The 21,814-nt window shown below is 68.9% G+C and carries 16 protein-coding genes; 11 read left to right on the top strand and 5 right to left on the bottom strand.

The window, feature by feature from the left end:
- Positions 1 to 80 precede the first annotated feature (80 nt).
- Complete coding sequence (ompA, locus tag WG923_RS07300) at positions 81 to 809, bottom strand: outer membrane protein OmpA (protein WP_340350287.1); 729 nt, start codon at positions 807 to 809, stop codon at positions 81 to 83.
- Positions 810 to 1,037: 228 nt separating this feature from the next.
- Between ompA and gyrA the strand changes: the two genes are divergently transcribed.
- From gyrA to WG923_RS07245, 11 genes are all read left to right on the top strand, one after another.
- The gene (gene gyrA / locus WG923_RS07295) at positions 1,038 to 3,659 is read left to right on the top strand and encodes a DNA gyrase subunit A (RefSeq protein WP_340350286.1); all 2,622 of its coding nucleotides are present in this window, start codon (positions 1,038 to 1,040) and stop codon (positions 3,657 to 3,659) included.
- 174 nt (positions 3,660 to 3,833) lie between these two features.
- Entirely contained in the window at positions 3,834 to 4,919 is a 1,086-nt protein-coding gene (gene pheA, locus WG923_RS07290) for a prephenate dehydratase (RefSeq protein WP_340350285.1), read from the top strand.
- Between the two features lie 115 nt (positions 4,920 to 5,034).
- Positions 5,035 to 5,904, top strand: a complete 870-nt coding sequence (locus tag WG923_RS07285; RefSeq protein ID WP_340350396.1) for a prephenate dehydrogenase — start codon at positions 5,035 to 5,037, stop codon at positions 5,902 to 5,904.
- A 7-nt stretch (positions 5,905 to 5,911) separates the two neighbouring features.
- Positions 5,912 to 8,011 (top strand): bifunctional 3-phosphoshikimate 1-carboxyvinyltransferase/cytidylate kinase, encoded by a 2,100-nt coding sequence (locus tag WG923_RS07280; protein WP_340350284.1) that lies wholly within the window; start codon positions 5,912 to 5,914, stop codon positions 8,009 to 8,011.
- A gap of 231 nt (positions 8,012 to 8,242) precedes the next feature.
- Positions 8,243 to 9,931: a 30S ribosomal protein S1 gene (rpsA, locus tag WG923_RS07275; RefSeq protein ID WP_340350283.1), complete on the top strand. Its 1,689-nt coding sequence runs from the start codon at positions 8,243 to 8,245 to the stop codon at positions 9,929 to 9,931.
- Positions 9,932 to 10,029: 98 nt separating this feature from the next.
- A complete protein-coding gene (locus WG923_RS07270) occupies positions 10,030 to 10,335 on the top strand; it encodes an integration host factor subunit beta (RefSeq protein ID WP_340350282.1) in 306 nt (101 codons plus the stop codon).
- A gap of 239 nt (positions 10,336 to 10,574) precedes the next feature.
- On the top strand, positions 10,575 to 10,865 hold the full coding sequence (locus WG923_RS07265; protein WP_340350281.1) for a LapA family protein: 291 nt from the start codon (positions 10,575 to 10,577) through the stop codon (positions 10,863 to 10,865).
- Positions 10,855 to 11,988: a lipopolysaccharide assembly protein LapB gene (gene lapB / locus WG923_RS07260; protein ID WP_340350280.1), complete on the top strand. Its 1,134-nt coding sequence runs from the start codon at positions 10,855 to 10,857 to the stop codon at positions 11,986 to 11,988. Before WG923_RS07265 ends, lapB begins: the two co-directional genes overlap by 11 nt.
- Positions 11,985 to 12,914, top strand: coding sequence for a D-glycero-beta-D-manno-heptose-7-phosphate kinase (gene rfaE1, locus WG923_RS07255; RefSeq protein WP_340350279.1), 930 nt, complete (start codon positions 11,985 to 11,987; stop codon positions 12,912 to 12,914). Before lapB ends, rfaE1 begins: the two co-directional genes overlap by 4 nt.
- Positions 12,911 to 13,915, top strand: a complete 1,005-nt coding sequence (gene rfaD, locus WG923_RS07250; protein ID WP_340350278.1) for an ADP-glyceromanno-heptose 6-epimerase — start codon at positions 12,911 to 12,913, stop codon at positions 13,913 to 13,915. Before rfaE1 ends, rfaD begins: the two co-directional genes overlap by 4 nt.
- An 87-nt stretch (positions 13,916 to 14,002) precedes the next feature.
- The gene (locus tag WG923_RS07245) at positions 14,003 to 14,443 is read left to right on the top strand and encodes a ComEA family DNA-binding protein (RefSeq protein ID WP_340350277.1); all 441 of its coding nucleotides are present in this window, start codon (positions 14,003 to 14,005) and stop codon (positions 14,441 to 14,443) included.
- Between the two features lie 408 nt (positions 14,444 to 14,851).
- On the opposite strand, the gene WG923_RS07240 is transcribed toward WG923_RS07245, so the two are convergent.
- Genes WG923_RS07240 through WG923_RS07225 form a run of 4 tightly spaced genes read right to left on the bottom strand, consistent with a single transcriptional unit; the run spans position 14,852 to position 21,804 of the window.
- Complete coding sequence (locus tag WG923_RS07240; RefSeq protein ID WP_340350276.1) at positions 14,852 to 15,919, bottom strand: dihydrodipicolinate synthase family protein; 1,068 nt, start codon at positions 15,917 to 15,919, stop codon at positions 14,852 to 14,854.
- Between the two features lie 19 nt (positions 15,920 to 15,938).
- On the bottom strand, positions 15,939 to 16,964 hold the full coding sequence (locus WG923_RS07235; RefSeq protein WP_340350275.1) for a GNAT family N-acetyltransferase: 1,026 nt from the start codon (positions 16,962 to 16,964) through the stop codon (positions 15,939 to 15,941).
- Positions 16,951 to 18,018 carry an NAD-dependent epimerase/dehydratase family protein gene (locus WG923_RS07230; protein ID WP_340350274.1) on the bottom strand — a complete coding sequence of 356 codons (1,068 nt, stop codon included), beginning with the start codon at positions 18,016 to 18,018 and terminating at the stop codon, positions 16,951 to 16,953. The genes WG923_RS07235 and WG923_RS07230 overlap by 14 nt, the downstream gene beginning before the upstream one ends.
- 39 nt (positions 18,019 to 18,057) lie before the next feature.
- Positions 18,058 to 21,804, bottom strand: a complete 3,747-nt coding sequence (locus WG923_RS07225; protein WP_340350273.1) for a hydantoinase B/oxoprolinase family protein — start codon at positions 21,802 to 21,804, stop codon at positions 18,058 to 18,060.
- Between the last annotated feature and the right edge of the window lie 10 nt (positions 21,805 to 21,814).

Genomic DNA, 21,814 nt, shown 5'->3' with positions numbered 1-21,814 from the left:
ATTGTGGAACGGATTGCGGGTGACGAAATGCAAAAAGGCCCCGCAGAGCGGGGCCTGTGTGCAGCTTTTCGCGCTGATGTTCAGCGGCCTGCTGCGCGGGTGCCGACCACCTCGATTTCCACGCGGCGGTTCTTCGCGCGGCCTTCGGCGGTCTTGTTGTCGGCCACGGGCTGCTTCTCGCCCTTGCCTTCGGTGTAGACGCGATTGCGCTCGATGCCCTTGGAGACCAGGTAGCCCTTGACGGCTTCGGCGCGGCGCACCGACAGGCGCTGGTTGTAGCTGTCCGTGCCCACCGAGTCGGTGTGGCCGACGGCGATGATCACTTCCAGGTTGATGCCCTGGATCTTGCCGACCAGGTCGTCCAGCTTCGCCTTGCCTTCGGGCTTCAGCACGGACTTGTCGAAGTCGAAGAAGGCGTCGGCCGCGTAGGTCACCTTGGTGGCGGCGGCGGGAGCCGGGGCCGGAGCGGGTGCCGGGGCGGGAGCCGGGGCGGGAGCAGCAACCGGGGGCGGCGGCGGAACCACGCGCGGAGCCGGCGGGGGCGGCGGCGCGGCGGCGGCACGAACAAGGGCGCCGTCGCAACCAACCGCGGCGGTGGCGGGCGTCCAGTTCGCGTCGCGCCAGCACAGTTCGTTGGTGCCGTTGCGCCACACGTACTCGCCGGTGCCGTTGATCCAGTTGTCGACGCGGGTGCCGCCATCGGCAGCGACCACGCGGCTTCCGCCCGGGGCGGATGTGGACAACACACCGCAACCGGCGAGCAGCGCAGACGAGGCAAACAGCAGCGCCACTTTGTTCAGTTTCTTCATGGTTCTCCTCTTGGGGAAAGTTCGCAGCTGCGCTGCGCCAAAACTACGTGCTCAGTGACCTATTCACCAATTACGTCCGGGTGATTGTGCCATACGCACTTACGCAATGAATGGCTGGGCCAGCGGGGTTCCGTAGGACAAAACCGCATCCGCAGGCATCTGTTGCCAAGTCGCGACATGCTGCCGCAACCGGTAAAATGAAGGGTTCCGCGCCCCAAGCAAGCCTCAATGACCTCCTCCTTCGCGAAAGAAACCCTGCCCGTCAGCCTCGAGGAGGAGATGCGCCGAAGTTACCTCGACTACGCCATGAGCGTGATCGTGGGGCGGGCCTTGCCGGACGCGCGCGACGGCCTGAAGCCGGTGCACCGGCGCGTGCTGTTCGCGATGCACGAGCTGAACAACGACTGGAACCGGCCGTACAAGAAGTCGGCCCGCATCGTCGGCGACGTCATTGGTAAATATCACCCGCACGGCGACCAGTCGGTCTACGACACCATCGTGCGGCTGGCGCAGGACTTCTCCATGCGCCACATGCTGGTGGACGGCCAGGGCAACTTCGGCTCGGTCGACGGCGACAACGCCGCGGCGATGCGCTACACCGAAATCCGCCTGGCCAAGATCGCGCACGAGATGCTGGCCGACATCGACAAGGAGACGGTCGATTTCGGGCCCAACTACGACGGCAGCGAGAAGGAACCGCTGGTCCTGCCCTCCAAGCTGCCGAACCTGCTGGTCAACGGCTCGGGCGGCATCGCGGTGGGCATGGCCACCAACATCCCGCCGCACAACCTCAACGAGGTGGTGGATGCCTGCCTGCACCTGCTGCGCAACCCGCAGGCCACCATCGACGAACTGATGGAGATCGTGCCGGCGCCGGACTTCCCCACCGGCGGCATCATCTACGGCATCTCCGGCGTGAAGGAAGGCTACCGCACCGGCCGGGGCCGCGTGGTGATGCGCGCCAAGACGCACTTCGAGGAGATCGACCGCGGCCAGCGCACCGCGATCATCGTCGACGAGATCCCCTACCAGGTCAACAAGAAGACCCTGCAGGAGCGGATGGCGGAGCTGGTCAACGAGAAGAAGCTCGAGGGCATCAGCCACATCCAGGACGAGAGCGACAAGTCCGGCATGCGGCTCGTGATCGAGTTGAAGCGCGGCGAAGTGCCCGAGGTGGTGCTGAACAACCTGTACAAGCAGACGCAGCTGCAGGATACGTTCGGCATCAACATGGTGGCCCTGATCGACGGCCAGCCGCGCCTGTGCAACCTGAAGGACCTGGTGCAGGTCTTCCTGCAGCACCGCCGCGAGGTGGTGACCCGCAGGACGGTGTTCGCCCTGCGCAAGGCGCGCGAGCGCGGCCACGTGCTGGAAGGCCTGGCCGTGGCGCTGGCCAACATCGACGACTTCATCCGCATCATCCGCGAGTCGCCCACCCCGCCGGTGGCCAAGACGGAGCTGATGGCGCGCGGCTGGGATTCGTCGCTGGTGCGCGAGATGCTCACGCGCGCCCGCACCGACGGCTCGGTGATCAACGCCGACGACTATCGCCCCGAAGGCCTGGAGCGCGAATACGGACTGCACGCCGACGGCCTCTATCGGCTGTCCGACACGCAGGCGCAGGAAATCCTGCAGATGCGCCTGCAGCGCCTGACGGGCCTGGAGCAGGACAAGATCGTGGCCGAGTACCGCGAGGTGATGGCCGAGATCGACGACCTGCTGGACATCCTGGCGCGGCCGGAGCGCGTCTCCACCATCATCAGCGAGGAACTCACCGCGGTGCGGCAGGAGTTCGGGCAGACCAAGCTGGGTGCGCGCCGCAGCGTGATCGAGCACAACGCGCAGGACCTCGCCACCGAGGACCTGATCACGCCCACCGACATGGTGGTGACGCTCTCGCACACCGGCTACATCAAGAGCCAGCCGCTGAACGAATACCGCGCGCAGAAGCGCGGCGGCCGCGGCAAGCAGGCCACGCAGACGAAGGAAGACGACTGGATCGACCAGCTCTTCATCGCCAACACGCACGACTACCTGCTCGCCTTCTCCAACCGCGGGCGCCTGTACTGGCTCAAGGTGTGGGAAGTGCCGGCGGGCTCGCGCGGCTCGCGCGGCCGGCCGATCGTCAACATGTTCCCGCTGCAGGAAGGCGAGAAGATCAACGTGGTGCTGCCGCTCACGGGCGAATTCCGCAGCTTCCCGGCCGATCACTTCGTGTTCATGGCCACCTCGATGGGCACCGTGAAGAAGACGGCGCTGGACGAATTCAACAACCCGCGCAAGGCCGGCATCATCGCGGTGGACCTGGACGCCGACGACTACCTGATCGGCGCGGCGCTCACCGACGGCAAGCACGACGTGATGCTGTTCTCCGACGGCGGCAAGGCGGTGCGCTTCGACGAGAACGACGTGCGCCCGACCGGCCGCAACACCCGCGGCGTGCGCGGCATGATGCTCGACGAGGGCCAGAGCGTGATCGCCATGCTGGTGGCCGAGGACGAGTCGCAGAGCGTGCTCACGGCCACCGAGAAGGGCTACGGCAAGCGCACCCCGATCACCGAATACACGCGCCATGGCCGCGGCACCAAGGGCATGATCGCCATCCAGCAGAGCGAGCGCAACGGCAAGGTCGTGGCGGCCACGCTGGTGCACACCGAGGACGAGATCATGCTGATCACCGACCGCGGCGTGCTGGTGCGCACCCGCGTGAGCGAGATCCGCGAACTGGGCCGCGCCACGCAGGGCGTGACGCTGATCGGCCTGGACGAAGGTTCGAAGCTGAGCGGGCTGCAGCGGATCGTGGAGAACGATGCGGAGAATGGGGATGGCGACGAGGTGACCGGCAAGTAGGCTGGCGGTGAGGCGCGAAGCGCCGGAACCCCAGCGTTTCGCGCATCGCTGGGGTTCGCGCGCTGGCGCGGCTCACCACCAGCCTACGGACGCCGCTGCGCACCGTCGCGTGGGCATGCCGTACTCCTCCCCGTGACAAGCCGTAACCTCCCGCTATAGTTGGCCCTTTCGCCCATGCCCAAATCGCTGTCCGAGCTCCGCACCAGCATCGACCAGGTCGACCGCGAACTGCTCGCGCTCCTGAACCGCCGCGCCGCGCTGGCCAACGAGGTCGGCGAACTCAAGCGCGCCGAAGGCTCGCCCGTGTTCCGCCCCGAGCGCGAGGCCCAGGTGATCAACGGCCTGCAGGCCGCCAACCCCGGCCCGCTGAAGGACAACAACATCGCGCACATCTGGCGCGAGATCATGTCCGCCTGCCGCGCCCTCGAAGCCCCGCAGCGCGTGGCCTTCCTCGGGCCCACGGGCACCTTCAGCGAGCAGGCCGCGTTCCAGTTCTTCGGCGCCAGCATCGAGAAGATCCCCTGCGTGAGCATCGACGAGGTGTTCCGCGCCACCGCCGCGGGCACGGCCGAATACGGCGTGGTGCCGGTCGAGAACTCCACCGAGGGCGTGATCGCCCGCTCGCTCGACCTGTTCCTGGCCACCCCGCTGCACATCGTGGGCGAGACCAGCCTGCTGGTGCGCCACAACCTGCTGCGCAAGGACAACCCCTCGCTCGATGGCATCGAGGTGGTGCTGGCCCACCCGCAGGCGCTGGCGCAGTGCCAGGGCTGGCTGGCCACGCACCTGCCGGACGCCGAGCGCCGCGCCGTCTCCTCCAACGCCGAAGGCGCGCGGCTGGCCGCCACGCACCCGAACTGGGCCGGCATCGCCAGCGAGCGCGCCGCCACCGAGTTCGGCCTGCACGTGGCCGCCCATGCGATCCAGGACGACGCGTTCAACCGCACGCGCTTCGCCGTGATCTGCCTGCCGCAGACGCTGGCCGCCCCCGAGGCTTCGGGCAAGGACTGCGTGAGCCTGATCGTCTCGGTGCCGAACCGGCCGGGCGCGGTGCACGACATGCTGGTGCCGCTGAAGAAGCACGGCGTGTCCATGACGCGCTTCGAATCCCGCCCCGCCCGCTCGGGCCAGTGGGAGTACTTCTTCTACATCGACCTGCAGGGCCATCCCGCGCAGGCGAACGTGGCGGCGGCGCTGAAGGACCTGCAGGCCCTGTGCGCCTTCTACAAGGTGCTCGGCACCTATCCCGTCGGCGAATAACGAGAACGAGAAAATGATGACCCCCACGCTTGTCACTTCGTGTACTGCGCTGCCCCCCGAGGGGGCGCTCGCGCCTTGGGGCGGCCCGGCGGCGCTCGGATAACGCATGGCAGCCATGTTCGAGCAACTGGGACTGATCGGGTGCGGCCTCATGGGCGGCTCGTTCGCCCTGGCCATGAAGCGTGCGGGGCTGGTCAAGCGCGTGGTGGGCTACAGCAAGTCCCCCTCCACCACCGAGCGGGCGCGCCAGATGGGCGTGATCGACGTCGAGGCGCCGTCGGCGCTGCTCGCGGTCTCGGGCGCGGACATCGTGCTGCTGGCCGTGCCCGTCGCGGCGACCGAGGCGACGTTCAAGGCGATCCGCCACCTGGTCACCAACAGCATGCTGATCATGGACGTGGGCTCCACAAAGCGCGAGGTCGTGGACGCCGCGCGGCGCGTGCTGCGCGACCACGTGGGCTCCTTCGTGCCGGCGCATCCGATCACCGGCAAGGAACTGTCGGGTGTCGACCATGCCGATGCCGACCTGTACCACGGCAAGCAGGTGATCCTGACGCCGATCGAGAAGACGCAGACCGCGCAGCTCAAGCGCGCACAGGCCCTGTGGGAGGCCCTCGGCTGCCACGTGCAGCAGATGGCACCGGATTCGCACGATGCCGCCTTCGCGGCGGTGAGCCACCTGCCGCACCTGCTGGCCTTCGCGCTGATGCACGCGATCGACGGCCAGCCGCAGGGCAAGGACTTCCTGGGCCTCGCCGGCCCGGGCTTCCGCGACTTCACGCGCATCGCCGCGAGCGACCCGAAGGTCTGGCGCGACATCCTGCTGTCCAACCGGGTGGAGCTGGTGGAACAGGCCAAGATGTTCCAGCGCAGCATGATGAACATGCTGCACCTGGCCGAGACGGGCGCCGGCGAGAAGCTGGAAGAGATGATCGCGCAGGCGAGCGAGGTCCGTGCCCACTGGCACATGGGCCGCAAGAAGTAGGGGCAGCGTGTTCACCACCGAGTTCCTGGACCTCCCCCCTCTCGAGGAGGCCGGCGGCACCGTGGCCTTGCCGGGATCGAAGAGCATCTCCAACCGCGTGCTGCTGCTGGCGGCGTTGTCCGAAGGGACGACGGTGGTGCACGACCTGCTGGATTCGGATGACACGCGGGTGATGCTGAAGGCGCTGCAGGCGTTGGGGTGCGGGGTGGTCCAGAGCGGGACGACCGTGACCATCAATGGGCTCGGGGAGCGCCCCCACCCCAGCCCTCCCCCGGAGGGGGAGGGAGCGAAGGCATCCACACCTCCCCCGGAGGCGCATGCATTTGCTCCTCCCCCCTCCGGGGGGAGGTTGGGAGGGGGGCGCTCCCCCGCGCCCAGGAAGCTCTTCCTCGGCAACGCCGGCACCGCCATGCGCCCCCTCACCGCGGCGCTGGCCCTCCTCGGCGGCGACTTCGAGCTCTCCGGCGTCCACCGCATGCACGAGCGACCGATCGGCGACCTCGTCGACGCCCTGCGAAAGCTCGGTTGCCGCATCGACTACCTGGGCAACGAGGGCTTCCCGCCCCTGCGCATCCACGCTCCCGGCGCCCTGGACCTCGCCGCGCCCATCCCGGTGCGCGGCGACGTCTCCAGCCAGTTCCTGACAGCATTGCTGATGGCGCTGCCGCTCGTGGCCACGCGCGACATCGTGATCGAGGTGGTCGGCGAGCTGATCTCCAAGCCCTACATCGAGATCACGCTCAACATGCTGCAGCGCTTCGGCATCACCGTGGCGCGCGAAGGCTGGCAGCGCTTCACCCTCCCCGCCGGCAGCCGCTACCGGTCGCCGGGCGAGATCCACGTCGAGGCCGATGCGTCCTCGGCCAGCTACTTCGTGGCGCTGGGCGCCATCGCCGGCTGCGGCGATGCGGTGCGCATCGAAGGCGTGGGCGCCGCCTCGATCCAGGGCGACATCCGCTTCGTCGAAGCCGCGCAGCAGATGGGCGCAGCCGTCGCCAGCGGGCCCAACTGGCTCGAGGTGCGCCGCGGCGCCTGGCCGCTGAAGGCCGTGGACCTGGACTGCAACCACATCCCCGACGCCGCGATGACGCTGGCGGTGATGGCCCTCTACGCCGACGGCACCACCACCCTGCGCAACATCGCCAGCTGGCGCGTGAAGGAAACCGACCGCCTCGCCGCCATGGCCACCGAGCTGCGCAAGCTGGGCGCCGAGGTGGAGGAAGGCCCCGACTTCATCAAGGTGGCGCCCCCCACGGCGTGGTCGGCCGCCTCCATCCACACCTACGACGACCACCGCATGGCGATGTGCTTCTCGCTGGCGGCGTTCAACCGTGCCGGCGCGCACGTGCGCATCGAGGATCCGCAGTGCGTCGGCAAGACCTTCCCCGACTACTTCGAGGCCCTGTTCTCTCTGGCGCGCACCGCCCCGCCGCACATCCCCGTGATCTGCGTCGACGGCCCCACCGCCTCGGGCAAGGGCACGCTCGCCTCGGAAGTGGCGCGGCGCCTGGGCTACCACTACCTCGACTCGGGCGCCCTCTACCGCATCACCGGCCTGGCTGCCGTGCGCGCCGGGCTGGCGCTGGACGTGGCCCACGAGCACACGATCGCCAGGATGGCCGAGACGCTGCCGGTCGTGTTCGTGGACGGCCGGGTGCTGCTGGGCGACGATGACGTCACGGACGACATCCGCACCGAGGAAGCCGGCATGAACGCTTCCAGGGTCTCGGCCCTGCCGGCCGTGCGCAGCGCCCTGGTGGCCCTGCAGCAGGGCTTTCGCAGGCTGCCGGGCCTGGTGGCCGACGGCCGCGACATGGGCACCGTGATCTTCCCGGACGCGCCCATGAAGGTCTTCCTGACCGCCAGCGCCGCGCAGCGTGCCGACCGCCGCCATAAGCAATTGATATCAAAAGGGATTCAGGCTAAAATCGCCGATCTTCGCGCGGACCTGGAGGCGCGCGACGCCCGCGACTCGAATCGCGCCGTCGCACCCCTGAGACCCGCGCAGGATGCCCTCCTGCTGGATAACTCGAGCCAGACCGTCGAAGAGTCGGTCGCCCAGGTCCTCCGGTGGTGGGAAGAAAAGCAGCCGTTCGCCCGCAAGTGAACGGCTGTTCGTAGGCTGGTGGTGGAGCGATAGCGAAACCCCAGCGCTGCTGGTGGTGGAGCGATAGCGAAACCCCAGCGCTGCTGGTGGTGGAGCGATAGCGAAACCCCAGCGCTGCTGGCGGTGGAGCGATAGCGAAACCCCAGCGTGGCCCCCGACACTCCCTCCGCGCAGCAGCGCACCGGTGGCGGGGATCGAAACCCAACCCCGCGGGGCTTTCCCGCAAAGTCAATGTCTGAATCTTTTGCCGAGTTGTTCCAGGAATCGTTGCAGCGCTCCGAAATGCGCGCGGGCGAAGTCATCACCGCTGAAGTGGTTCGCGTGGAACACAACTTCGTCGTGGTGAATGCCGGCCTCAAGTCCGAGGCCTACATCCCGATCGACGAATTCAAGAACGACACGGGTGGCGTGGAAGTCCAGGAAGGCGATTTCGTCTCCGTGGCCATCGACGCCCTGGAAAACGGCTACGGCGACACCATCCTGTCGCGCGACAAGGCCAAGCGCCTGGCCTCGTGGATGTCCCTCGAGAAGGCGCTGGAGTCCGGCGAATTCGTCACCGGCACCACCACCGGCAAGGTCAAGGGCGGCCTCACGGTCCTCGTCAACGGCATCCGTGCCTTCCTGCCCGGCTCGCTGATCGACACGCGTCCGATCAAGGACCTGACTCCGTACGAAAACAAGACGATGGAGTTCAAGGTCATCAAGCTGGACCGCAAGCGCAACAACGTGGTGCTGTCGCGCCGCGCCGTGGTCGAAGCGTCCATGGGCGAAGAGCGCGCCAAGCTGATGGAAACCTTGAAGGAAGGCTCCATCGTCCGCGGCGTGGTCAAGAACATCACCGAGTACGGTGCGTTCGTGGATCTCGGCGGCATCGACGGCCTGCTGCACATCACCGACATGGCCTGGCGCCGCGTGCGCCACCCGTCCGAGGTGGTCACCGCCGGCCAGGAAATCACCGCCAAGATCCTCAAGTTCGACACCGAGAAGAACCGCGTGTCGCTGGGCTTGAAGCAGATGGGCGACGACCCGTGGATGGGCGTTTCGCGCCGCTACCCCAACGGCACCCGCATGTTCGGCAAGATCACGAACATCGCCGACTACGGCGCGTTCGTCGAGCTCGAGCCCGGCATCGAAGGCCTGGTGCACGTCTCCGAAATGGACTGGACCAACAAGAACGTGGCCCCGTCCAAGGTCGTGTCCCTGGGCGACGAAGTCGAAGTCATGGTCCTGGAGATCGACGAAGACAAGCGCCGCATCAGCCTGGGCATGAAGCAGTGCAAGGCCAACCCCTGGCAGGAATTCGCGCAGAACACCAAGCGCGGCGACCGCGTCAAGGGCCCGATCAAGTCGATCACCGACTTCGGCGTGTTCGTCGGCCTGGCCGCCGGCATCGACGGCCTGGTGCACCTGTCCGACCTGTCCTGGAACGAGCCGGGCGAGCAGGCCGTGCGCAACTACAAGAAGGGCCAGGAAGTCGACGCGATCGTGCTGGGCGTGGATGTGGACCGCGAGCGCATCTCCCTGGGCATCAAGCAGCTCGATGGCGACCCGTTCGCCACCTTCACCTCGGTGCACGACAAGGGCTCCGTGGTGACGGGCAAGGTCAAGACGGTGGACCCGAAGGGCGCCGAGATCGACCTGGGCAACGAGATCTTCGGCTACCTGCGGGCCTCCGAGATCGGCCGCGACCGCGTGGAAGACGCGCGCAACGTCCTGAAGGAAGGCGACGAGGTCACCACCGTGATCACGAACATCGACCGCAAGACGCGCAACATCCAGCTGTCGATCCGCCAGAAGGACATGGCCGACGAGCAGGGCGCGATGGCGCAGCTGTCGCAGCAGGCCGCCCGCGAGCAGGCCGGCACCACCAGCCTCGGCGCGCTGCTGCGTGCCAAGCTGAACGACCAGGACAAGTCGTAATCGAGGGACTAGGGGTCAGGGGCTAGGGGCCAGGGAGCAGCGGGGATGCATTGCATTTCCCTAGCCCCTAGGCCCCAGGCCCTAGCCCCTCTTTACCAATGACCCGTAGCGACCTCGTAGAAGAACTGGCCTCCCGCTTCAGCCAGCTGACCCATCGCGACGCGGAATACGCCGTCAAGACCATCCTCGACGCGATGAGCGAAGCGCTGGTGCGGGGGCACCGGATCGAGATCCGCGGCTTCGGCAGCTTCTCGATCAACCGCCGCCCTCCCCGCATGGGCCGCAACCCGCGGTCCGGCGAAAGCGTCCAGATCCCGGAAAAGCGCGTTCCGCACTTCAAGCCGGGCAAGGCGCTGCGCGAGGCGGTGGACCAGCGGACGAAGGAACTGGAGACGGGGCGCTAGGCTGTCCGGCGGCTGCGCAGGCTGTTCGGCGGCCGCGTAGGCTCTTCGGCGGCCGCGTGGGCTGTTCGGCGGTCGCGTAGGCTGTCCGGCGGTCGCGTAGGCTGGCGGTGGAGCGAAGCGAAACCCCAGCGATGGCGCGAATGCGCCGCCACCCGCGCCCCTGCCGGCGTTCGCTGCGCTCCCCGTCGTCGGCGCCCGCGCCGCCCCAGCCTACAATTCGGGCCACCCGAAAGAGCCGGATGAAATATTTAGCTTGGCTGCTCAAGGCAGCCATTTTTTTTACCCTCTTCGCGTTCGCGCTGAACAACCAGCAGGACGTGACCGTGCACTTCTTCTTCGGCACGCACTGGACGGCGCCGCTGGTGCTGGTGGTGCTGGCCGCCTTCGCCGCGGGCCTCGTGGTCGGGGCGATCGGCATGGTGCCGCGCTGGTGGAAGCACCGCAAGGCGGCGCCGCGCGGCGTGCATCCCGACGCCGGCGCGCCCAGCACGCTGATCGGACAAGGCACCCCGCCGACGCATGGACTTTGACCTGACGTGGCTGCTCTGGGGCCTGCCGGTCGCCTTCGCGCTCGGCTGGTTCGCCTCGCGCCTGGACCTGCGGCAGCTGCGCATCGAGAACCGCCTGGCGCCCAAGGCCTACTTCCGGGGCCTGAACTTCCTGCTCAACGAACAGCAGGACCAGGCGATCGACGCCTTCATCGAGGCGGTGCAGAACGACCCCGACACCTCCGAGCTGCACTTCGCGCTGGGCAACCTGTTCCGCCGCCGCGGCGAGTACGAGCGCGCCGTGCGCGTGCACGAACACCTGCTCTCGCGCGCCGACCTGAGCCGCGCCGACCGCCACCGCGCGCAGCACGCGCTGGCGCTGGACTTCCTCAAGGCGGGCCTGCTCGATCGCGCCGAGGAGGCGCTGCGCAAGCTGGAAGGCACGGCCTACGAGGAGCAGGCGCTGCTCGCCCTGCTGGCGATCTACGAGCGCTCGCGCGACTGGGCGCAGGCCAGCGAGGCCGCCGGCAAGCTCGACGCGGCCGGCTCCGGCCAGTTCGCGGCGCGCCAGGCGCATTACCTGTGCGAGATGACCGCCGGCGCTGCGCCTGCCGAGGCCGAGCAGCTGTTGCGCCGGGCGATGAAGCTCGCGCCGCAGGCACCCCGCCCGCGCATCGAGCTGGCCGCGCTGCGCCGGCGCGCGGGGGATTCGCTGGGCGCCTTCGAGGTGCTGCGCGAGCTGGCCGAGGAAGTGCCCTCCGCGATGGCGCTGCTCGCGCGGCCGCTCACCGAGGCGGCGCTCGCCTGCGGCCGCCACCTGCAGGCGATGCAGCTGCTGCGCGCCCACTACGAGCACGCGCCGTCGCTGGACGTGCTGGAAGGCATCGCGGCCCTGGAGACGGATCCGGAAGCGGCGCGCGGCTGGTACGTGCGGCACGTGCAGCGCGAACCCTCGCTGGTCGCCGCCGCCAAGTGGATCGCCGGCGAGAAGCTGGAGCACGAGGAGTACCACCCCGACGTGCAGCGTGCGCTGGACCACGCCGTCAAGCCGCTCACGCGCTACCGCTGCGCGGCCTGCGGCTTCGAATCGAAGCAGTATTTCTGGCAATGCCCGGGCTGCCAGTCCTGGGACAGCTACCCCCCGAGGCGGGTGGAAGAACTATGAACCCAAGCAAGCAACGCATGGCGCAAGCGCGCGTGCTGGTGGTCGGCGACGCGATGCTCGATCGCTACTGGCATGGCGCGGTGGAGCGCATCTCGCCCGAGGCGCCCGTGCCCGTGGTCCATGTCACGCGCGAGGAAGAGCGCATCGGCGGCGCGGCCAACGTGGCCTACAACGTGGCCACGCTGGGCGCGCAGGCGAGCTTCCTCGGCGTGGTGGGCGACGACGAGCCCGGGCAGCGACTCGAGTCGCTGCTCACCGGCACCGGCATCCGCACGCACCTCAAGCGCGACCCGGGCCTGCGCACCACCGTCAAGCTGCGGGTGATCGGCCGGCAGCAGCAGCTGCTGCGCATGGACTTCGAGAACGAGCCCGACCACGAGGTGCTGGAACTGCAGTCCGGCGAATTCGCCGCGCTGCTGCCCCAGCAGGATGCGGTGCTGTTCTCCGACTACGGCAAGGGCGGCCTCGCGCACATCCCGCGCATGATCGAGACCGCGCGCGCCGCCAGCAAGCCGGTGCTGATCGACCCCAAGGGCTCCGATTACGGCCGCTACCGCGGCGCCAGCGTGATCACGCCCAACCGCGCGGAGCTGCAGGACGTGGTGGGCCGCTGGCACGGCGAGGAGGACCTGAAGCAGCGCGCCCACCGCCTGCGCGAGGAGCTCGGGCTGGAGGCCCTGCTCGTCACGCGCAGCGAGGAAGGCATGACGCTGTTCGACGCCCAGGGCGAGCTGTACGTGAAGGCGCAGGCGCGCGAGGTGTTCGACGTCACCGGCGCCGGCGACACGGTGATCGCCACCCTGGCCGCCATGGTGGCGGCAGGCCTGTCGATCCGCGACGCGGTGCCGATCGCCAACCGCGCCGGCGGCATCGTGGTGGGCAAGTTCGGCACCGCCACCGTTTCCTACGAGGAGCTGTTTGCATGACGCGAGTGGTCGTCACCGGAGCTGCGGGGTTCATCGGCAGCAACATCGTCAAGGGCCTCAACGCCCGCGGGATCGACAACATCGTCGCGGTCGACGACCTGACGCAGGGCGACAAGTTCCGCAACCTCGCGGACCTGAAGATCGCCGACTACCTCGACGCCGACGCGTTCTACGGCATCTTCGCCGAAGGCGGCTTCGGCAAGGTGGAAGCCGTGTTCCACGAGGGCGCCTGCAGCGACACGATGGAGCAGGACGGCAAGTACATGATGGACAACAACTACGGCGTGTCCTGCTCGCTGTTCGAGTCGTGCCAGGAGCGCGGCACGCGGCTGCTGTACGCGTCGTCCGCCGCGGTGTACGGCGGCTCGGACAGCTTCCGCGAGACGCCGGAGTTCGAGCGGCCGCTGAACGTGTACGGCTACAGCAAGCTGCTGTTCGACCAGCGCATGCGGCGCGAATGCGGCACGGACTTCAAGCGCGCCAGGCGCCAGGTGGCGGGCTTCCGCTACTTCAACGTGTACGGCCCGCGCGAGCAGCACAAGGGCCGCATGGCCAGCGTGGCCTTCCACCAGTTCAACCAGTTCCGCGAACAGGGCAAGGTCAGGCTGTTCGGCGAGTACGGCGGCTACGGCCCCGGCGAGCAGACGCGTGATTTCGTCTTTGTCGACGACGTGGTGGCCGTGAACCTGTGGTTCTACGACCATCCCGAGAAGTCCGGCATCTTCAACCTGGGCACGGGCCGGGCGCAGCCGTTCAACGACGTGGCGCTGGCGGTGCTGGATGCGCTGCATCCCGGCGGCGTGCAGGACGCCGCCACGGCGGTCGACCTGGGCCTGCTGGAATACATCCCCTTCCCCGACGCGCTGCGGGGCAAGTACCAGTGCTACACCCAGGCCGACCTGGCGGCGCTGCGCGAGGCCGGCTGCGAGCACGCATTCGCGGACGTGGCGACGGGGGTCGGGGAGTACATGCGGGAGCTGGCCCGGCATTTCGGGAAATAACCCGGTCAACTTTCCCGGGCCGTGTCCCGTTGAAGGCTGGTCGCGACCCGCCGGGCCGCGTCCCAAACCACCTGCTGGAGGAAACCCATGTTGAAGAAAATCCTGGTCATCTTGGCCATGCTCTACGCGGCCGTCGCTTTCGCGGCCGTCGACGTGAACAAGGCCACGGCCACCGAACTGGACGGCATCAAGGGCATCGGCCCGGTGATGTCCAAGCGCATCCTCGAAGAGCGCAAGAAGGGCGAATTCAAGAGCTGGGACGATCTGATCGGCCGCGTGAAGGGCATCGCCCCGATCACCGCCGCCAAGTTCTCGGCCGGCGGCCTGACGGTCAACGGCACCGACTTCAAGAACCCCGCCGTGTCCAAGAACGCCCCGAAGGAAGACAAGAAGGAAGCGAAGGCCGACGCCAAGGCGGACAAGAAGGACGCCAAGGCCGACAAGAAGGAAGAAAAGGCCGTGGCCAAGGCCGAGAAGAAGGACGACAAGGCCGCCGCCGCGAAGCCGGCTGCGTCCGCGAAGAAGTAAGCGCCTCGCGCTTCACGCGCCGGGAGGCCCGCCGTCGGCGGGCCTTTTTCATTTGTGACTTTCGGCCTTTATTCCCCCCGGAAATCAACCGATCGCAACAGCCGCAGGCAAACGTAATCAAAAAGAACGATGGTGCTCGAAAAATCGCGCAATCCGGGAGTGTCGGCGCCAGGGCCGAATCCATACGATCTGAATGCGCTCCCGGCATGGGGCCGGAGCGCCGGATGCGAAGGCATCCGCCTCAACCTCCACAAGGATCAGCCATGAAAATCAAGACAAACCTGCGCGCTGGCAAGAGCATCAACAACACCGTCGCGTCCTACGTCAACCCGGTCAACCGGTGCGCCGGCCTCTGATCGCGCCCTGCCGTTGACCAGGGGCGGGTCGCTCACCGGACCCGCCCTGTTCTCAGGCCAGCCAACGCTGCAGATTCGCCTGCACGAAGGCATCGTCGGAGAGGTCGGCGTGCTGGCGAAGCACCCGGTCAATCTCCTCGGCCTGCCCCTTGCCCAGCCCCTCTTGCGGGTCGAGGCACCAGATCCCCTCCAGCAAGCCCTGCCGCCGCAGCACCTCGTGGCAGCCGGCAATGCAGCCGTGGAAGTCGTTCCTCACGTCGAAGAACGCCGCATTGCAGTCCGTCACCCGTGAATCCAGCGCCAGCAGTTCCGGCGGCAGGCTGCCGCCATTCGCCGCGATCGTCGACTTGATCATCCGCAGCTGCCGCACCGCGCTGGCCGTCCACACCGACCAGTGCCCCAGCAGCCCGCCGCGGAAGCGCACGGTCACCGGCTGGCCGTCGCGCATCGCCGTGAAGGGCAGCGCCAGGTCCAGCACGATGTGGTCGTCGTTGCCGGTGTAGAGGTAGACGCGCTCCTCGGCGCCGGCATCGACCAGCCCGCGCACCACGTCCAGCGTGCGGTAGCGATGGAAGGGCGCGACCTTGATCGCCAGCGCATTGGGAATGGAGGCGAAGCGGCGCCAGAAGGAATGCGGCAGCGTCGGCCCGCCCACGGCCGTCTGCAGGTAGAAGCCCACCAGCGGGATCTCCTGGGCCACCTGCTCGCAGTGGGCGATCATCTCGTCCTCCGAGGCCGACGACAGGGCCGCCAGGCTCAGCAAGCCGGCGTGGTAGCCCAGGCCGACGGCGATCCGCGCTTCCTTGCGCGCCTGCTCCGTGCGGCCGCACAGGCCGGCGACCATGGCCATGGGCCGGCTGGTCCAGGCCAGCCGGTCCTCCATCGCGGCGGCCAGCACGCGCTCGTACAGGCCGTGCTCGCGGATGGCGAACTGCGTGGTGTGCACGCCGACGGCCAGGCCGCCGGCTCCCGCATCCACGTAGTAACGCGTCAGCGCGCGCTGGCGCCTGCGGTCGAACTGGCGGCGGGCATCGAGCGCGAGCGGGTGGGCCGGGATCACCGTGCCGTCGGCGAGCAGCTGCAGGACGTCCTGCGGGAGATCGGAGCGGTTCAGGGGCATGGCAACTTCCTCGTGGGATTCAGGCGAATTCGGGGCCGGCGACGGCATGCAGCAGCGCGCCGTCGCCCGCGGGCAGGACCTGCCCGGGCGCGGGCAGTGCCATGCGGGCGAAGGGACGTTCGTGGCGGAAGCCGGCGGCTTCGAGCGCGCCGCGCAGCAGGGGACGGTCGTCGCGCAGGTCGACCAGCAGCGTGGCGTCTTCGGCGTCGAGCATGTCTTGCAGCAAGCGCACCGCTGCGGACTCGCTGCGTGCGAGCAGGGGCCCGATGTGGCGCGCCGTGCGTCCATCGCGCACCAGCGCCGCGGCATCCGCGTCCGCGATGCAGCGCGAGCCTGGGCGATCCGCCAGCTGTGCGATCAGCCCGCTGCGATCGAAACCGAGCGCCCGCTCATCCAGTTCCATCAGCGCCCGCAGCGCCTCCCCCGCGGGCTGGCGCTGGAGCGCCTCCCCCGCGGGCTGGCGCTGGAGCGCCTCCCCCGCGGGCTGGCGCTGGAGCGCCTCCCCCGCGGGCTGGCGCCGGCGCGCCTCTCCCGTAGGCTGGCGCTGGAGCGCCTCTCCCGCGGGCTGGCGCCGGCGCGCCTCCCCCGTAGGCTGGCGCTGGAGCGCAAGCGAAAGCCCAGCGTTGCGCCAACGGCGCTCCCCTGCCCCCTCCCGCCGCCACCGCCCCAGCCGCCACTGCGCCCGGAACCCGAACTGCGCATACAGCGCCTCCCCCGCCGGCGTGGCATCGAGCATCGCAATCCGCCCTTCGGCCTGCACCTGCGCCAGGCACTGCCCGAACACCGCGCGCCCCAACCCGGCGCCACGCCGCGCGGGCGTGACCAGGATCATGCTGATCCACGCGACCTCGGACGCCCCCATCGGCAGCACCGCCCCGCTCGCGACGATGCGACCTCCCCCGTCGCGCACGACGTGCACCGTCCCCGCGCGCAGGAACACCTCCCAGTCCGCGGCAAGCTGGTTCCAGTGGCTGTCCACGACGAGCTGCTGCAGCCCTGCCAGGTCGCCCGCCGACGGTGCGAGCAGCCTCTCAGTAATGCCCATCCCGCTGCTCGAACTTCGTGGGCTTGCCGAGCAGCCGCTGCTCGTGCGCGATCCAGTCCGCCACCCAGCCCACCATCTGCTGGAGCGGCACGCGCGGGTAACCGAACAGGCGCTCGGCCTCGCCGGTGTTCATCAGCCAGGCGGTGGGCGCCTCGGAGCCCGTGATCTGCACCGGCTTGTCGAAGATGCGGCCGAACTCCTGCGCCAGCCAGCGGATGGACGTGGTCTCGGGGCCGCTCACGTTCAGCGGCGAAGTCGGCACCGTGGCGACGGCCAGGCAGCGCAGCGCCTGCGCATTGGCGTCGCCCTGCCAGATCACGTTGACGTGCCCCATGGTCACGTCGACCGGCTCTCCGCGCCACACCTTCAGGGCCACGTCCGCCAGCACGCCGTAGCGCATGTCGATCGCGTAGCTGAGGCGGAACAGCCGCCCCGGCGTGCCGTGCAGCTGCGAGAAGTACTGGAACATGCGCTCGCGCCCCACGCAGGAGTTCGCGTATTCGCCGGGCGGCGCCAGCACTTCGTCCTCGCTCGCGCCCTGGCTGGTGACCGGCACGAAGGGGTACACGCAGGCGGTGGAGAAGGCCACGATGCGCGACGCGGTGAAGGTCTCGGCGACCAGCGCCGGCACCAGCGCATTCATCGCCCAGGTCAGGGGCAGGTTGCCGTCGGCGCCGAACTTGCGCCCGGCCATGAACACCACGTTGGGGGATTTCGGCAGCGCCTGCAGTGCCGCGCGGTCCTGCAGGTCGCAGGCGATGGTCTCGATGCCGTGCGCCTGCAGCGCTTCGCGCACGCCGGGCTCGGAGAAGCGCGCGACGGCGATCACGCGGCGCGACGCCGGCAGCGCATTGCGCGCCAGCCGCGCCAGCGTGGGCCCCATCTTGCCGCCCACGCCCAGGATCAGCAGGTCGCCTTCGGTGCGTGCGAGGTCACGCACCAGGTCGCGCGAGGGCGTGGCGAGCCAGGCCTCGAGCGCGGCCTCGCTCTCGAAGCGGCCGGGAAAAGGCAGGTCGTCCAGGAAGGGGCCGCCGGCGGGGGTTTTGTCGGTCATCGTGAAATGATGGCACAGCGCCCCGCGAGGCCCTTCGTTCTACGCGCTGCCGAAGCCACCGCCGCCCGGCGTGTGCACCTCGAAGATGTCGCCCGCCTGCATCTCCGCCGAGCCGATGTGATCGAGCTGCTCGGTGCGGCCGTCGGAGCGCACGACGCGGTTGATGCCCACCTGCCCCGGCTGGCCACCGGCCATGCCGAAGGAAGGCACCTTGCGGCCGTTGGAGAGGATGCTGGCCGTCATGGGCTCGAGGAAGCGCACGCGGCGCACCCCGCCGTTGCCGCCCTGCCAGCGGCCCGCGCCGCCGGAGCCGGCGCGGATCTCGTAGCTTTCCAGCCGCACCGGGAAGCGGAATTCCAGCACTTCGGGGTCGGTGAGACGCGAGTTGGTCATGTGGGTCTGGACCACGCTGGTGCCCTCGAAGCCGCCGGTGAGCCGGCCCTGCTCGTCGTAGAGGCCGCCGGCGCCGCTGCCGCCCGAGATCGTCTCGTAGTACTGGTAGCGGGCGTTGCCGAAGGTGAAGTTGTTCATCGTGCACTGCCCCGCGGCCATCACGCCCAGCGCGCCATAGAGCGTGTTCGTGATGCAGGTGGAGGTCTCGACGTTGCCGGCCACCACCGAAGCGGGCGGATGCGGATTGAGCATGCAGCCTTCGGGCACGATCACCTTCAGCGGCTTGAGGCAGCCGGCGTTGAGCGGGATCTCGTCGCTCACCAGCGTGCGGAACACGTACAGCACGGCCGCCATGCACACGGCCTTGGGCGCGTTGAAGTTGTTGGTCTGCTGCGGCGAGGTGCCGGTGAAGTCGATCTCGGCCGAGCGCGCGGCGGCATCGACGCGGATCGCCACCTGGATGCGGGCGCCGTTGTCCAGCGGCAGGGTGAACTGCCCGTCATTCAGGCGCGTGATGACGCGGCGCACGGACTCCTCCGCGTTGTCCTGCACGTGGCGCATGTAGGCCTGCACGACATCGAGGCCGAACTGGTCCACCATGCGGCGCAGTTCCTGCACGCCCTTCTCGTTGGCGGCGATCTGCGCCTTCAGGTCGCCCATGTTCTGCTCGGGATTGCGGGAGGGGTAGGGCCCGCTGCGCAGCAGCTGGAGCATCTCCTGCTCGCGCAGCACGCCGCGGTCGACCAGCTTGAAGTTGTCGATCTGCACGCCCTCTTCCTCGATGCGCGTCGAGAAGGGCGGCATGGAGCCGGGGGTGGTGCCGCCGATGTCGGCGTGGTGTCCGCGGGAGCCGACGTAGAAGAGGGGCTGCAAATCGGGGTCGGATTCCAATCTCACGTCGGGAGCGCCCCCACCCCCGCCCTCCCCCGGAGGGGGAGGGAGTGAAGCGCGCGGAGTTGCTCCCTCCCCCTCCGGGGGAGGGTTGGGGTGGGGGCGCTCCCGGGACAAGTACACCGGCGTGATGACCGTGACATCCGGCAGGTGCGTCCCCCCGTTGTACGGATCGTTCAGCACGTACACATCCCCAGGCGCCATCGTCGCCCGGTTCTCGCGGATCACCGTCTTGATGCTCTCGCCCATGCTGCCCAGGTGCACCGGCATGTGCGGCGCATTGGCGATCAGGTTGCCCTCGGCGTCGAACAGCGCGCAGGAGAAGTCCAGCCGCTCCTTGATGTTCACCGAGTAGGCCGTGTTCTGCAGCTGCAGTCCCATCTGCTCGGCGATGTTCATGAACAGGTTGTTGAACACCTCCAGCAGCACCGGATCCACCTGCGTGCCGGCGGCGAACTTCTGCGCCCGCGGCACGGTGCGATCGAGCACGATGTGGTCCAGCGCCGTGATGCGCGCCTGCCAGCCGGGCTCCACCACGGTGGTCGCGTTCTTCTCCGCGATGATCGCGGGGCCGGCGATCACGTCGCCGGGGCGCAGGTCTTCGCGCACGCACAGGGCCGCCTCGTGCCACTGCGCGCCCGAGTACATGCGCACGGTCTCGCGTCGCGGCACCTCGCGCGGGGGGTGTTCCTGCAGGCGCGGCTCGGCCGGCGCGTCGCCCGCGACGATCGCTTCGACGGATACCGCTTCCACGATCATCGGCTTGCCCGGCATGAGGAAGGAGAAGCGCTGGCGATACGCTTCCTCGAAGCCCGCGACGATTTCCTCCGGCGTGCCCGCCGCGACCACCAGCGCCGAATCGCTGCCCTGGTAGCGCACGTGCACGCGCTGGCGCACCTGCACGCCGCCACCGCTCACCTGCTGGCGCCGCAGGTCGGCCTCGGCCGCGGACGCGAGCGCATCCAGCTTCTCCTGCACCTGCGGCAGGTTCTCCGCCGCCAGCAGCAGCTCCACCGCCTGCTCGCGGATCACGTTCTGGTCCGCCAGGCCCATGCCGTAGGCGGACAGCACGCCCGCCAGCGGATGGATGAAGACGCGCGACATGCCCAGCGCGTCGGCGACCAGGCACGCATGCTGCCCACCGGCGCCACCGAAGCAGTTGAGCGTGTAGCGCGTGACGTCGTAGCCGCGCGCCACCGAGATCTTCTTGATCGCGTTGGCCATCTGCTGCACGGCGATGGCGATGAAGCCTTCGGCCACCTCCTCGGCGCTGCGGCCGGTGCGCCGGGCGACCTCGTCGAACTTGCCCGTCACGGCCTCGACGCTCAGCGCCTCGTTCGCATGCGGCCCGAACACCTTGGGGAAGTACTTCGGCTGGATCTTGCCGACCATCACGTTGGCATCGGTCACGGCCAGCGGCCCGCCGCGCCGGTAGCTCGCCGGCCCCGGGTTGGCGCCGGCGCTCTGCGGGCCGACGCGGAAGCGTGCGCCGTCGAATTCGAGGATCGAGCCGCCGCCCGCCGCGACGGTGTGGATGCTCATCATCGGCGCGCGCATGCGCACGCCCGCCACCTGCGTCTCGAACTCGCGCTCGAACTCGCCGGCGAAATGCGAGACGTCGGTGGACGTGCCCCCCATGTCGAAGCCGATCACGCGGTCGTGGCCCGCGAGCTGCGCGGTGCGCGCCATGCCCACGATGCCGCCGGCCGGACCGGAGAGGATCGCGTCCTTGCCCTGGAAGGCATGGGCATCCGTGAGGCCGCCGGAGGACTGCATGAAGAACAGCTTCACGCCCGGCATCTCGGCGGCGACCTGCTCCACGTAGCGGCGCAGGATGGGCGACAGGTAGGCATCGACGACCGTCGTGTCGCCGCGGCTCACCAGCTTCATCATCGGACTGGTTTCGTGCGAGGCGCTCACCTGCGCGAAGCCGATCTCGCGCGCGATGCGCGCGGCGGCCTGCTCGTGCGCCGTGTAGCGGTAGCCGTGCATGAACACGACGGCGACGCTGCGCAAGCCCCGCGCGTGCGCAGCGGCCAAGGCCGTGCGCAGGTGCGTTTCGTCGAGCGCTTCGATCACGTCCCCGTGCGCGGCCACCCGCTCCCGCGCCTCGATCACCTCCGAGTACAGCAGCTCCGGCAGCACGATGTGGCGGTCGAACAGGCGCGGCCGGTTCTGGTAGGCGATGCGCAGCGCATCGCGGAAGCCACGCGTGGTGACCAGCAGCGTTGGTTCGCCCTTGCGTTCCAGCAGCGCGTTGGTGGCGACCGTGGTCCCCATCTTCACGCACTCGACCTGCTCCGGCGTGATGGACGCGCCGGGCGCCAGCCCCAGCAGGTGGCGGATCCCCGCCACCGCCGCATCGCGGTACTGCTCCGGGTTGTCCGACAGCAGCTTGTGCGTCACCAGGGTGCCATCGGGGCGCCGCCCCACCACGTCGGTGAAGGTGCCGCCGCGGTCGATCCAGAACTGCCAGCGCTTGGGGGTCATGGCTTGCTTCATTTCGTCTTGT

The organism is Ramlibacter sp. AN1133 (genome assembly GCF_037890035.1).
Taxonomy (GTDB): domain Bacteria; phylum Pseudomonadota; class Gammaproteobacteria; order Burkholderiales; family Burkholderiaceae_C; genus Ramlibacter.
This window is presented reverse-complemented; position numbering and strand designations above follow the sequence as displayed.

Coding starts and splice junctions, on each gene's coding strand:
- ompA (WP_340350287.1), bottom strand. CDS start 809: ATGAAGAAACTGAACAAAGTGGCGCTGCTGTTTGCCTCGTCTGCGCTG.
- gyrA (WP_340350286.1), top strand. CDS start 1,038: ATGACCTCCTCCTTCGCGAAAGAAACCCTGCCCGTCAGCCTCGAGGAG.
- pheA (WP_340350285.1), top strand. CDS start 3,834: ATGCCCAAATCGCTGTCCGAGCTCCGCACCAGCATCGACCAGGTCGAC.
- WG923_RS07285 (WP_340350396.1), top strand. CDS start 5,035: ATGTTCGAGCAACTGGGACTGATCGGGTGCGGCCTCATGGGCGGCTCG.
- rpsA (WP_340350283.1), top strand. CDS start 8,243: ATGTCTGAATCTTTTGCCGAGTTGTTCCAGGAATCGTTGCAGCGCTCC.
- WG923_RS07270 (WP_340350282.1), top strand. CDS start 10,030: ATGACCCGTAGCGACCTCGTAGAAGAACTGGCCTCCCGCTTCAGCCAG.
- WG923_RS07265 (WP_340350281.1), top strand. CDS start 10,575: ATGAAATATTTAGCTTGGCTGCTCAAGGCAGCCATTTTTTTTACCCTC.
- lapB (WP_340350280.1), top strand. CDS start 10,855: ATGGACTTTGACCTGACGTGGCTGCTCTGGGGCCTGCCGGTCGCCTTC.
- rfaE1 (WP_340350279.1), top strand. CDS start 11,985: ATGAACCCAAGCAAGCAACGCATGGCGCAAGCGCGCGTGCTGGTGGTC.
- rfaD (WP_340350278.1), top strand. CDS start 12,911: ATGACGCGAGTGGTCGTCACCGGAGCTGCGGGGTTCATCGGCAGCAAC.
- WG923_RS07245 (WP_340350277.1), top strand. CDS start 14,003: ATGTTGAAGAAAATCCTGGTCATCTTGGCCATGCTCTACGCGGCCGTC.
- WG923_RS07240 (WP_340350276.1), bottom strand. CDS start 15,919: ATGCCCCTGAACCGCTCCGATCTCCCGCAGGACGTCCTGCAGCTGCTC.
- WG923_RS07235 (WP_340350275.1), bottom strand. CDS start 16,964: ATGGGCATTACTGAGAGGCTGCTCGCACCGTCGGCGGGCGACCTGGCA.
- WG923_RS07230 (WP_340350274.1), bottom strand. CDS start 18,018: ATGACCGACAAAACCCCCGCCGGCGGCCCCTTCCTGGACGACCTGCCT.
- WG923_RS07225 (WP_340350273.1), bottom strand. CDS start 21,804: ATGAAGCAAGCCATGACCCCCAAGCGCTGGCAGTTCTGGATCGACCGC.